This is a genomic window from Cupriavidus sp. FW306-1B-F12B (genome assembly GCF_058781795.1).
In genome coordinates, this window is record NZ_JBYSXC010000022.1 from 81,092 (window position 1) to 93,813 (window position 12,722).

A 12,722-nucleotide genomic window follows, 5' to 3' on the forward strand; every position below is an offset into this window, starting at 1 on the left:
CTTGCATCATCAGGCCTTGGTCCGTTCGCTGGCCGGATCGTATGGCGCACGCAGGTGGATGCGTGCAGGCAGCAGTTCCCCGGCCAGGTCTACGTGATACTTGCCTGCCTCGATCCATGCCGCGTCGGCGGGACCATCGGCGCGTGCCAGAAGCCCCATGCCCACCGGACACCCAAGGGTGTGGCCGAACGCGGCCGATGTCACGAAGCCGGCGGGGCGCACGGTGCCGTCCGGGGCAGTGCGCAGGATCGCCTCGCCGCCCCAGAGCATGGCCTCGCTGGCACCGTCCAGCCTGACCACGGCAACGCGCCGCCGCACCTGCGCGGCACCGCCGGCAGCGCGCAGCTTCAGCAGCGCCTCGCGCCCGCGGAACGGGATGTCGGTGTTCAGCTTGCAGGCAAACGACAGTCCGGCCTCGAACGGATGGATGTCGGTGTTCAGTTCGCGGCTCCAGGCGCGGTAGCCTTTCTCGATACGCAGCGATTCGATGGCGTAGTAGCCGGCGTTGACCAGTCCGAAGCGTTTCCCGGCCTCGTGCAAAGTGTCATAGACGCCGACGGCGAATTCCACCGGGACATACAGCTCCCAGCCCAGTTCGCCCACATAGGTCAGGCGCGTGGCGCGCACCGTGGCATAGCCGAGATCGATCTCTTTCGAGGTGCCGAACGGGAACGCCTGATTGGAGAAATCGGCGCGCGACACGCTCTGCAACAGCTCGCGCGAGCGCGGGCCCATCACCGCCAGCACAGCGTACTGCCCGGTGACATCGACGATCGCGCAGCGCTTGTCGGCGGGAATCAGGCGCTCGACATAGTTGAAGTCGCGCGTGGTCTGCGCCGAGCCGGTCACCAGCAGGTACTGGTCGTGCGCCAGCCGCGTCACGGTCAGGTCGGATTCATAGGTGCCGCGGTCGTTGAGCATGGCGGTGTACACGGTCTGCCCCGGCGGCACGGCCACGTCGTTGCTCATCACGTATTGCAGCACGGCCTCGGCATCGGCACCCTTGACGATGTACTTGGAGAACGAACTCATGTCGAACAGCGCCACCGCCTCGCGGCAGGCGCGGTGTTCCGCGCCGCTCCACGGCAGCCAGTTCTGCTGCCCGAACGAGTAGCGGATCTCGGGCGATTGTCCGGCAGGCGCGAAGAAGTTTGGCCGCTCCCAGCCCATCTTGCTGCCGAAATTGGCGCCGGCGGCGTGCAGGTGGGCATAGAGCGGCGAGCGGCGGAACGGCCGCGCCGTATCCAGTTCCCGGTTGGGCCATGGCATCGCGTAGTGCAGGCCCAGCGTTTCCCTGACGCGGTCGTGCAGCCAGCTTTGGTTGCCGTTGAAGCCGGCGAAGCGGCGGATATCGACCGGCCACAGGTCCATGGTCGGCTCGCCCGCGACGATCCATTCCGCCAGCGCCATGCCGGCGCCGCCGGCGGACGCGATCCCCATTGAGTTGAAGCCCGCGCCCACGTAGAAATTGCGCAGCTCGGGCGCTTCGCCGAGGATGAAGTTGTTGTCCGGCGTGAACGACTCGGGTCCGTTGTAGAACTGCTTGACCTGCGCCGACTCCAGTGCCGGAACGCGGATCAGCGCGTTCTCCATCAGGATCTCGAACTGGTCCCAGTCATCAGGCAGCAACTGGAACTCGAACGGCTCAGGAATGCCCTGCATGCCCCACGGCTTGGCATTGGGCTCGAAGCCGCCCATCACCAGCCCGCCCACTTCTTCCTTGAAGTAGATGAAGCCGTCCGGGTCGCGCATCACCGGCAGGTCAGGGTGCACGCCGGCAATGCGCTCGGTGACGATGTAATAGTGCTCGGCCGAGTGCAGCGGCACGGTCACGCCGCACATCTGGCCGACCTGGCGCGCCCACTGGCCGGCGCAATTGACGACGATCTCCGCCTCGATGCGGCCTTCGTCGCCGGCCTTGTTGCGCCAGCTCACGCCGGTGGCGCGGCCATCGCGGGTATGGATCGCGGTGATCTTCGTATCCTGCGCGATGACCGCGCCGCGGCTGCGCGCGCCGCGCGCCAGCGCCTGGGTCAGGTCGGTCGGGTTGGCCTTGCCGTCGCCCGGCAGCCAGACCGCCCCAAGCAGGTCGTCGGTGCGCATCACCGGCCACAGTTCGCCGGCCTGGGCGGGCGAGATCACCTCGCAATCCACGCCATAGGCCCGCGCCACCGCCGCGGTGCGGCGCAGTTGCGTCATGCGTTCCGCGGTGCGCGCGACCGACAGCGAGCCGCATTGCTTCCAGCCGGTGCCGAGGCCCGTTTCCGCTTCCAGTTCGCTGTACAGCTGGGTGGAGTAGCGGATCAGTTTCGTCATGCTTTCCTGCGAGCGCAGTTGCCCGACCAGCCCGGCCGCGTGCCATGTGGTGCCGCAGGACAGTTGTCCCTGTTCCAGCAGGACCACATCCTTCCAGCCGAGCTTGGTCAGGTGATAGGCGACGCTGCAACCGATGATGCCGCCGCCGATGATGACGACGCGGGAGTGGGAAGGGATGACAGGGGACATGGCGGGAAAACCTCGGCAGGGAAGTGGTTGGCGTTGCCTGCCATGTTATGCAAAAAAACGCCAACAAACAACACAAAATGCAACATGCATCGGCGGATCAGCGCGCCAGTTGCAGTGTCAGGATCCCCGCCAGGACCAGCGCGGTCGCAATCAGCCGCCGCCGGTCGAAGGGCTCGCGCAGCAGGAAGTGGCCCAGCAGCGCGGCAAAGATCACGCTCGATTCACGCAGCGCCGCCAGCTTGGTCACTGGCGCCATGGTCATGGCCCACAGCATCAGCGCATACGAACCCACCCGGTTGATGCCGCCGATCCACGCGCGCTTCCATTCCGTGCGCATCAGCGTGACCAGCGCGGTGCCGCGCCGGCTGAAGGCGTAGGTCGGCATGAAGATGTGCGACATCGCCTGCAGCCAGACGATATAGGTGAAGACCTCGCCGTAGCGCTTGACCGCGGTGCCGTCGATCACGGTGCCGGCCGCCAGGCAGGCACCGGCCAGCAGCGCAAAGCCGAGCAGGTCGGGCGATTGCCGGCGCCAGCGCACCAGGCTGACCAGCCCGCAACAGATCAGCGCGATGCCGGCATAGCCGCCTGGCCCCAGCCGTTCGCTGCCGGTCAGCAACAGCAGGATCGCCACCATCATCGGCGCCGAGCCGCGCATCAGCGGATAGGCCTGGCTGAAGTCGCCACGGTTGTAGGCGGCCACCAGCGACAGCTTGTAGCCGACTTCCAGCGCCACCGTGGCGAGCAGGAAGGGCCACACCTGCGGCGCGGGCAGCGGCACCAGGAACAGGAAGGGCAGCGCCACCAGCAGGCAGAAGGTGTCGATCAGCGCCATCGACGACAAGCGGTCGCCACCGATCTTGACGATGGCATTCCACGACGCGTGCATCAGCGCGGACAGCATCACGGCGGCAAAGGCGAGGCCGTGAAAGTCTGGCGGGAGGGGCATGAAGGAGGGGTTGTTCTTGTGGATTTCTGATGGGTTCGCAAGCCCGCTTGTCTGCACCCCTCTCCCGCCTGCGGGAGAGGGGTGCCTGTTGCCAGGCGCTGGAGGAAGGTTGCTTAAGCCGCTTCCGCCAGCGGCGCCTGCGCCTTGATCCCCATCTCGCGCAGCACCTCGCCAATCGCCGTCACCACATTGCGCATCTCGTTGTCATCGATCGCACCAATGCACCCGACGCGGAAGGTCTCCATCTGCGTCAGCTTTCCCGGATACAGGATGTAGCCGCGCTCGCGCACCCTGGCGTAGAAGGTCTTGAAGTCATAGCGCGCGTCGGCCGGCGCATGGAAGGTGACGATGATCGGCGCCTGCACCGCCGCCGGCAGGAAGGCGCGGAAGCCGAGCGCGGCCATGCCCTGCACCAGCGTGTCGCAGTTCCTGCGGTAGCGCGCGCCGCGCACCGGCTGGCCGCCTTCTTCCAGGAACTGGTCGAGCGCGGTGCGGAAGGCCGCCACCACATGCGTGGGCGGCGTGAAGCGCCACTGCGTGGTCTTCTGCATGTAGACGTACTGGTCGTACAGGTCCAGCGCCAGCGAGTGGCTGTTGCCCTGGCTGGCTTCCAGCACGTCTTTCCTGACCAGCACGAAGCCCATGCCCGGCACGCCCTCGATGCACTTGCCGGTGGCGGCCACCAGCGCGTCGAACGGCATGGTGCGGGCGTCGATCTCGATCGCGCCGAACGAGCTCATCGCGTCGACGATCAGCCCCTTGCCCAGCCGCTGGCACAGCGCGGCGATTTCCTGCAGCGGGTTGAGCACGCCGGCGCCGGTCTCGCAGTGCACCTGCGCCACGTGCGTGATCGACGGGTCGCGCCGGATGGCCTCTTCGATCAGCGCGGCGGTGGCGGGCTGGTCTTCGGGGATCGGCAGTTCCACGCTGGCGCGGCCCAGCACCTTGCAGATCTTGAGGATGCGCTGGCAGTAGGCGCCGTTCTGCGGCACCAGCACCTTGCCGTCGCGCGGCACCACGTTGGCGATGGCGGCTTCCACCGAGAAGGTGCCGCTGCCCTGCATCGGCACGCACACATGGGTGCCTTCGCCGTGGACGATGCGCACCAGGTCGTCGCACAGGCTGCGCGTGATGGCGTTGAAGGCGGCGTCCCACGAGCCCCAGTCGCGCAGCATGGCCTGCTTGGTGGCGAGCGAGGTGGTCAGGGGGCCGGGGGTCAGAAGGATCGGGTCGTTGCCGCGAATCATGGTGAGCTCCTGATTGGGAAGGAGTGGATACAAGGGAATGTCAGTCGTTGCCCTGGCGCCAGGCCTGGGTCTTGCGATCGAGCACGCGTTGCAGCAGGTAATAGAGCAGGCAGGCGAAGGCCGAGGTCAGCACCACCAGCGTCGCCATTGCCGCCGCGGGGCCGATGTCGCCGGATTCATCCAGGTTGACGATCTCGACCGAGGCCAGCTTGGTGTCGGCGCCGTACAGGAACACCACCGCCGAGACCGTGGTCATCGCATTGATGAACAGGTAGCGCGAGATCTCCAGGATGGCGGGCAGGCAGGCCGGCACCGTGACCTTGAAGAAGGTCTTGTAGAAGGGCACCTTGAGCGAGGCGGACACGGCCTCGAACTCGCTGTCGAGCTGCTTGAGCGCGGTCACGGCGGTCAGGTGGCACGACGCGTAATAGTGGACGATGGTCACCAGCACCAGGATCCCCAGCGTCTGGTACAGCCCGTGCATCGGGTTGGCCTGCGGCACGAAGAAGAAGATGTAGCCCAGGCCCAGCACCAGCCCGGGCACCCCCATCGGCAGCACCGCCATCAGCCGCACGAAGCTGCGCAGCCAGTCCATGCCGCGGGTCTTCTCCAGCAGGTAGGCGGTGGTGAAGATGAACACCGGCCCGATCACCGCGGCCAGTCCCGCCATGCGCAGGCTGTTCAGGTAGGAATCGACCACGCCGCCCTCGACCAGCCCCACCCGGTAGTGGTTCAGCGACAGCGAGAAGTTGTACGGCCACAGCTTGACGAAGGACGCGTAGATCGCCATGCCCATCACCGCCAGCATCAGCGCCGCCACCAGCCAGCAGAACACCGCCATGGCCAGGTCGAAGCGGCGGCTGCGGCGCGGCACGTAGGGCACCGAGCGTGCCGACATCAGCGCCATCTGGCGCCGTTGCACGCGCGCATCGACATAGTAGGTCACGGCCACCGGCACCAGCAGCATCAGCGACACCACCGCGCCCTGCGAGAAGTCCTGCATGCCGATCACCAGCTTGTAGATGTCGGTGGCCAGCATATGGAAGTTGCCGCCGATCACCTTGGGGATGCCGAAGTCCGAGATCGCATAGGTGAACACCACCATGGCCGCGCTGACCAGGCCGTAGCGCGCGCCCGGCACGGTGATGGTGAAGAACTTGCGCACGGTCGAGGTGCCCAGCGCATCGGCCGCCTCGTACAGCCGCGCGTCGGTCAGCGACAGCGCGGTGATCAGGATCATCAGCGCATGCGGGAAGGTGGCGAACACCAGCGAGGCCACGATGCCCAGCGGCCCGTAGATCTGCGTGCTGCCCATCCACGGCTTGAACAGCCCCTGGTTGCCGAACCAGAAGATGAAGGAGATCGCCGCCAGCAGCGATGGCGCCAGCAGCGGGATCAGCGCCAGGTTGCGCAGCAGGCCCTTGCAGGCGATGCGGCTGCGCGTCAGCGCATAGGCAAAGCTGAATGCCAGCGGCACGGTGATGCAGGTGGCCAGGGCAGAGACCCACAGGCTGTTCCACACCGAACGCAGCAGCGCGGGCGACTCGAGGTACGCGCGGAAGTGCGCGATGCCGGCCAGGCTGCCGTCGCGGTTCTGCACGCTCTTGGCCAGGATCATCACGATCGGCGCCAGCACGAAGCAGGCGAGCGCCAGCGCGGCCAGCGCCAGCAGCACGTGGGCGAGGCGGTCGGTCCAGTGCGCGCGCACGGCGGTGGCGACCAGGGCCGGCGGCGCGGGCTGCGCGCCGGGGTTGGCAGGCCCGGCCGGCGCGCTGGTGGCGGTGGCGGGGACGGTATCGGTGGCCGGCATGGTGGCAGACGTATTGGCCGGCGCCGCAGTGAGGCTCATGCGCATGCGTGGCGGAAAATGCGGATACGGTCAGCGGGAATGGCCAGGCGCAGCAGGTCGCCGGTGTTCGGGCGCAGCTCGTGCAGGTCATTGAGGGAGAGGTCGGCGTACAGGGCGCCGGACGCTGCGTCAGGCAGGCGCAGCGTCAGCCGCGAGAACGCACCGAGGAACTCGATCTTGTCCACGGTGGCCTCCAGCACGTTGGGGCCATGCTGTTCGATGCCGCGCACGCAGACGTCTTCGGGGCGGAAGAACACCTGCACGTCCTCGTCGGCGCAACAGCCCGGGGGCGCGGCGCAGCGCATGCGCACGCCACCCAGCTGCAGTTCGCCGTCGCCGCAGACGCGCGCGCCCAGCATATTGGTCTTGCCGACGAAGTCCGCGGCGAACGGCGTGGCCGGGCGCTGGTAGATCTGCGCCGGCGTGCCCACCTGCTCGATCGCGCCCTGGTTCATCACCACGATGCGGTCGGCCATCGACAATGCCTCTTCCTGGTCGTGCGTGACCAGGATGGTGGTGATGTTCAGCCGCTGCTGCAGCGCGCGGATCTCGCTGCGCAGCCGCACCCGCACGCGGGCATCGAGCGCGGACAGCGGCTCATCCAGCAACAGCAGGCCGGGCGAGGTGGCCAGCGCGCGTGCAATCGCCACGCGCTGCTGCTGGCCGCCGGACAGCTGCGCCGGGTACTGGTTGCCGCGCTCGGGCAGCCCCACCAGCGTCAGCAGCTCATCCACGCGGGCGCGGCGCTGGTCGCGCGGCATGCGGCGGTTGACCAGGCCGTAGGCCACGTTGTCCGCCACCGTCAGGTTGGGGAACAGCGCGTAGGACTGGAACACGATGCCGTAGTCGCGCTCCATCGGCGGCAGCGTGGAGATGTCGCGCCCGCCCTGGTGGATGGTGCCGGCGCTCTGCGATTCCAGCCCGGCGATGATGCGCAGCAGCGTGGTCTTGCCGCAGCCCGACGGGCCCAGGAAGCACAGCAGCTCGCCCTGGCGCACGTCCAGGTCGATGTTGTGGAGTGCCACGAAGGCGCCGCTGCTGCCGCCGAAGCGCTTGTGGATGCCTTTCAGGCTGAGGTAGGTCTCGGCCGTGGATGGGGAGGTCTGCATGGCGTGGGGCCCGGTGTGTTCTGTTGGGAGACCCGGCGTCCTCTGCCCCAGGTGGGGCGAGGGCGCAGGTACACGACGGCGCTCAGGCGCTCAGGGCTGCTTCTCCGACTTGCTGGCATAGCGCTTCTGCCACTCGGCCAGCACGCGCTCGCGGTTCTTGGCGATATGGCTGAAATCGTTCTTGACCAGCATCTGCTCGTAGTTGGCCGGGATGGTCTCGATCTTCCTCGCCACGCCCGGATAGGCGACGATGGCCCAGTCCCTGGCAAACAGCTGGTTGGCCTCCTTGCTGGCCAGCCAGTCCATATAGCGCTGCGCGGCCTCCATTTTCTTGGTGCCCTTGACGATGCCGGCAGCCTCGATGTCGTAGCCCAGGCCTTCCTTGGGGAAGATCATCTCGATCGGCGCGCCCGAGGCCAGCGTCTTGTGCGCGCGCAGCTCGAACGAGATGCCGATCGGAAACTCACCCGAGCCGGCCTGCTTGCATGGCTTGGAGCCCGAATGGGTGTACTGGGCGATGTTCTCGTGCAGTGCATCCATGTACTTCCAGCCATCCTGCTCGCCATAGAGCTGCAGCCAGGCGGTCACGTCCAGGAAGCCGGTGCCGGAGGAGGCCGGGTTGGGCATCACGATGGTGCCCTTGTAGACGGGCTTGGCCAGGTCCTTCCAGGTCTCGGGGCGCGGCAGGTTGCGCTTCTTGGCTTCGATGGTGTTGAAGCAGATGGTTGCGCCCCAGACGTCCAGCCCCACCCAGGACGGCGGCGTGGCCTTGTCGCTGTAGTCGCGCGTCAGTTTCTCGAAGCCCTTGGGCGAGTAGGGCGCCAGCATCCCTTCCTGCTTGAGCAGTTCCAGGCTCGACGCAGCCAGCCCGGCGATCACGTCGGCCTGCGGGTTGCCTTTTTCAGCGAGCGCCTTGGCGGTGATGACGCCGGTGGAGTCGCGCACGTACTTCAGTTCGATATCGGGCGCCACCTTGGCAAAGCCCTCGGCGTACGGCTTGAGGGTCTCGATCTCCCACGCCGTGTAGACGGTGAGGGTGGTTTTCTGGGCCAGCGCCGTACCGGAGGCGGCTACCGCAAGCAGGGCGGCGGCGGTGCGCAGGGTGGATCTGAAGGACGGTTGCATGGGGACTCCTTCTGGCATTGTAGGTGGAGATATGTGTCGATTTGGTGAATATGTTGCAATGCCACGAGGCGTGCTGCACAACATTGAAACACCGATAAACCCTTGTGCTACAACACTTTCAAGGCATATGCCTGGCTTTCAGCGCTCTGTTATTTACCCTGCGCACTGTACCGATGCCTTGATTGTTGACAATATACAAACCGCTTGCTTTAATGGCAATAAGGATTTTCGATACTGCTTAATCCGTCACAAACGGGGAGTTTTCATGTCACGCCAAGCGCCGCTGGCGAGCGAAATCACCATCCTGCAGAGCCAGTCCCTGACCACCCTGGTGCAGCGTGAACTGGAACTGCGGATCATGTCGGGCGACCTGCCGCCTGGCGCCAAGCTCAATGAGATCGAGGTGGCGGGGCAGCTGAACGTGTCGCGCGGACCGGTGCGGGAAGCCTTCCGGGCGCTGGAGCAGGCCGGCCTGCTGCGCACCGAGAAGAACCGCGGCGTGTTCGTGCGCGCCATTTCGGTGGAGGAAGCCGATGAGATCTATGAACTGCGCGCGGTGCTCGATGAATTCATCGGCCGGCAACTGGCCGCCCGCGTCACGCCCGAGAGCCTGCGCGAACTGCGCGCCCTAGTGGAGGCGCTGGACGCGGCCAGCCAGGCGCGCGATGTCGACGAATACACGCGGCTGAACCTGGCGTTCCACGACCGCATGGTCGATCTGGCCGGTAACCGCAAGCTGCTGGACACCTACCGGCGCCTGGTCAAGGAGCTGACGCTGTTCCGCCGCGAGGCGCTGTCCGGCAGCCACGCCGCCATGCCCGATTCCACCCGCGAGCACCGCGCCATCGTCTCGGCGATTGCCGCGCGCGACGGCGAACTGGCCGCGCGCCTGATGCGCGAGCACGTGGAGCGTGGCCGCGCCCGCATGCATGCCGCCGTGGACCCGGCCAGCGCCGACAGGGGTGCTGCCGCCTGAATCCGACTGAATTTACTGAAGCTGACGACCCCGATCGCGCCTACGCACAGGAACCCACCATGCCCGACACCAATACCCGCACCCTTACCGTCAACCAGCGCACCTACCGCTGGATGCAGCAGCCTGTCGTGGTGGTCTGCGTCGACGGCTGCGAGTTCGACTACCTGGAAGCCGCCGCCGCCAGCGGCCGCGCGCCCTACCTGAAGCGGCTGCTGGAAGCCGGCTCTGCCTTCCGCGGCGCCTGCGTGGTGCCCACCTTCACCAACCCCAACAACCTGTCCATCGTCTGCGGCGCGCCGCCGGCGGTGCACGGCATCTGCGGCAACTACTTCTTTGACCGCAGCGCCAACGGCGGGCGCGGCGAGGAAGTGATGATGAACGACCCCAAGTACCTGCGCGCCGGCACCATCCTGGCCGCGTTTGCCGATGCCGGCGCCAGCGTCGCCGTGGTGACCGCCAAGGACAAGCTGCGCCGCTTGCTGGGCCATGGCATGCAGGGCATCTGCTTCTCGTCGGAGAAGGCCGACCAGGCCACGGTGGAAGAGAACGGCATCGACGGCGTGGTCGAGCTGGTCGGCATGCCGGTTCCCGACGTGTACAGCGCGGAGCTGTCTGAGTTTGTCTTCGCCGCCGGCGTGCGCCTGATGGAAACGCGCCGCCCGGACCTGATGTACCTGTCCACCACCGACTATATCCAGCACAAGTTCGCACCCGGCTCGGACGGCGCCAACGCCTTCTACGCCATGATGGACAAGTACCTGGCGCGGCTGGACGAACTGGGCTGTGTGGTCGCGCTGACCGCCGACCACGGCATGAACGCCAAGCACGACGACGCCACCAAGGCGCCCAACGTGATCTACCTGCAGGACCACCTGGACGCATGGCTGGGCCGCGGCGTGGAAGACGGCGGCGCGCGCGTGATCCTGCCGATCACCGACCCCTACGTGGTCCACCACGGTGCGCTCGGGTCCTACGCCACCATCTATCTGCCCGACGATGCGGACCCGGCCGCGATCCAGGCCCGGCTGTCCGACCTGCAGGGCGTGGAAAGCGTGCTGACCAACGCCGAGGCCTGCGCGCGCTTCGAACTGCCGCCCGACCGCGTCGGCGACCTGGTGGTGACCAGCGACAAGCATGTGGTGCTGGGCACCAGCCACAGCCGCCACGACCTGTCCGGGCTGGACGCGCCGCTGCGCTCGCACGGCGGCGTGTCGGAGCAGACCGTGCCGCTGGTATTCAATCGCGCCACGGCCGGTATCCCCGGCAAGGCCCAGCTGCGCAACTTCGACATCTTCGATGTCGCGCTGAACCATCTGCACTGAGTGCATCGAGCCGTACCGAACCGTGTTGACCGGAGGAGACTTATGAACGCCCCCCAATTCCCCGCTGGCGCCGTCAGCCCCCATTTCCGCGCCGAGGCCCTGCGCATCGACGGCCAGAAGATCGTGCGCGAGCGCGTGATCGAAGTGTGCAACCCGTATGACGGCACGCTGGTCGGCACCGTGCCCAAGGCCACGCTTGACGATGTGCGCCGTGCCTTCGAAGTTGGCCAGGCCTACCGCTCCACGCTGACGCGCTATGAGCGCGCCGCCATCCTGAACCGCGCCGCCGCGCTGCTGCGCGAACGCACTGAGGAGGCATCGGACCTGATCACGCTGGAATCCGGCCTGTCCAAGAAGGATTCGCTGTATGAGATCGGCCGCGTCGCCGACGTGCTTGGCTTTGCCGCCACCGAGGCGCTGCGCGACGATGGCCAGCTGTTCTCGTGCGACCTGACCCCCCACGGCAAGAAGCGCCGCGTGATGACCCAGCGCGAGCCGCTGCTGGGCGTGATCTGCGCCATCACGCCGTTCAACCACCCGATGAACCAGGTGGCGCACAAGGTGGCGCCGTCGATCGCCACCAACAACCGCATGGTGCTCAAGCCGTCGGAAAAGGTGCCGTTGTCGGCGTTCTACCTGGCCGACCTGCTGTATGAAGCCGGCCTGCCGCCGCAGATGCTGCAGGTGATCACCGGCGACCCGCGCGAGATCGCCGACGAGCTGATCACGCACCCCGCCGTGGACCTGGTGACCTTTACCGGCGGCGTGGCGATCGGCAAGTACATTGCCAGCAAGGCCGGCTACAAGCGCGTGGTGCTGGAGCTGGGCGGCAACGACCCGCTGATCGTGCTGGACGACGCCGACCTGGACCGCGCCTCGGACCTGGCGGTGCAGGGCTCGTACAAGAACTCCGGCCAGCGCTGCACCGCGGTCAAGCGCATGCTGGTGCATGAAGCCGTGGCCGCGCGCTTTACCGAACTGGTGGTGGAGAAGACCCGCGCGTGGAAATACGGCGACCCGATGGACCGCGGCGTGGACATGGGCACCGTGATCGACGAGCAGGCCGCGCAGCTGTTCGAGGCCCGCGTCAATGAGGCAGTGGCGCAGGGTGCGCGGCTGCTGGTAGGCAACCAGCGCAACGGCGCCAGCTATTCGCCGACGGTGCTGGACCGCGTGGACCCGTCGATGACCGTGGTGCGCGAAGAAACCTTCGGGCCGGTTTCGCCCATCATCACCTTCCGCGACGTGGACGATGCCATCCGGATTTCCAATGGCACCGCGTTCGGGCTGTCGTCCGGGGTCTGCACCAACCGCATCGAGGATTTCACCAGGATCGCCAATTCGCTGCATGTGGGCACGGTCAACCTGTGGGAAGTGCCGGGCTACCGCATCGAGCTGACGCCGTTCGGCGGCATCAAGGACTCGGGGCTGGGGTACAAGGAGGGGGTGCAGGAGGCGGCCAAGAGTTTCACCAACCTGAAGACGGTCACGCTGCCCTGGGCGTGAGGGTGCTGAAGTACTTGGGGAGCTTGAGCTTGCCGCTGGTTGGCTCCCTCTCCCGCTTGTATAGACCGGGGACATAGGTAACACCTGTTCGGGGACATGGGTAACACAACTAGACTGGCTGGCAGTGTCTTTTG

9 protein-coding genes are annotated in these 12,722 nt (G+C 66.7%); 3 read left to right on the forward strand and 6 right to left on the reverse strand.

Going from position 1 to position 12,722, the window contains the following annotated elements:
* Window positions 1–9: 9 nt before the first annotated feature.
* The 6 genes from AC3WLE_RS28435 to AC3WLE_RS28460 all read right to left on the reverse strand — a co-directional run bounded on the left by AC3WLE_RS28435 (window position 10) and on the right by AC3WLE_RS28460 (window position 8,784).
* On the reverse strand, window positions 10–2,505 hold the full coding sequence (locus AC3WLE_RS28435) for a GcvT family protein (RefSeq protein ID WP_492357448.1): 2,496 nt from the start codon (window positions 2,503–2,505) through the stop codon (window positions 10–12).
* A gap of 97 nt (window positions 2,506–2,602) precedes the next feature.
* Window positions 2,603–3,454: an EamA family transporter gene (locus AC3WLE_RS28440; RefSeq protein WP_492317364.1), complete on the reverse strand. Its 852-nt coding sequence runs from the start codon at window positions 3,452–3,454 to the stop codon at window positions 2,603–2,605.
* A gap of 113 nt (window positions 3,455–3,567) precedes the next feature.
* Window positions 3,568–4,701 (reverse strand): 2-aminoethylphosphonate--pyruvate transaminase, encoded by a 1,134-nt coding sequence (locus tag AC3WLE_RS28445; protein ID WP_492317365.1) that lies wholly within the window; start codon window positions 4,699–4,701, stop codon window positions 3,568–3,570.
* A 40-nt stretch (window positions 4,702–4,741) separates the two neighbouring features.
* On the reverse strand, window positions 4,742–6,556 hold the full coding sequence (locus AC3WLE_RS28450) for a putative 2-aminoethylphosphonate ABC transporter permease subunit (protein WP_492357449.1): 1,815 nt from the start codon (window positions 6,554–6,556) through the stop codon (window positions 4,742–4,744).
* Complete coding sequence (locus AC3WLE_RS28455; RefSeq protein WP_492317367.1) at window positions 6,547–7,659, reverse strand: putative 2-aminoethylphosphonate ABC transporter ATP-binding protein; 1,113 nt, start codon at window positions 7,657–7,659, stop codon at window positions 6,547–6,549. The genes AC3WLE_RS28450 and AC3WLE_RS28455 overlap by 10 nt, the downstream gene beginning before the upstream one ends.
* Window positions 7,660–7,749: 90 nt before the next feature.
* Window positions 7,750–8,784, reverse strand: a complete 1,035-nt coding sequence (locus tag AC3WLE_RS28460; protein ID WP_492357450.1) for a putative 2-aminoethylphosphonate ABC transporter substrate-binding protein — start codon at window positions 8,782–8,784, stop codon at window positions 7,750–7,752.
* 265 nt (window positions 8,785–9,049) lie between these two features.
* Here AC3WLE_RS28460 and AC3WLE_RS28465 point away from each other — a divergent pair, with 265 nt between their 5' ends.
* The 3 genes from AC3WLE_RS28465 to phnY are packed head-to-tail and all read left to right on the forward strand — an operon-like array spanning window position 9,050 to window position 12,588.
* Window positions 9,050–9,760: a phosphonate utilization associated transcriptional regulator gene (locus AC3WLE_RS28465; RefSeq protein WP_492317369.1), complete on the forward strand. Its 711-nt coding sequence runs from the start codon at window positions 9,050–9,052 to the stop codon at window positions 9,758–9,760.
* A 59-nt stretch (window positions 9,761–9,819) separates the two neighbouring features.
* Window positions 9,820–11,082, forward strand: coding sequence for a phosphonoacetate hydrolase (phnA, locus tag AC3WLE_RS28470; protein WP_492317370.1), 1,263 nt, complete (start codon window positions 9,820–9,822; stop codon window positions 11,080–11,082).
* Window positions 11,083–11,124: 42 nt separating this feature from the next.
* On the forward strand, window positions 11,125–12,588 hold the full coding sequence (gene phnY, locus AC3WLE_RS28475) for a phosphonoacetaldehyde dehydrogenase (protein WP_492340414.1): 1,464 nt from the start codon (window positions 11,125–11,127) through the stop codon (window positions 12,586–12,588).
* The last annotated feature ends 134 nt before the right edge of the window (window positions 12,589–12,722 follow it).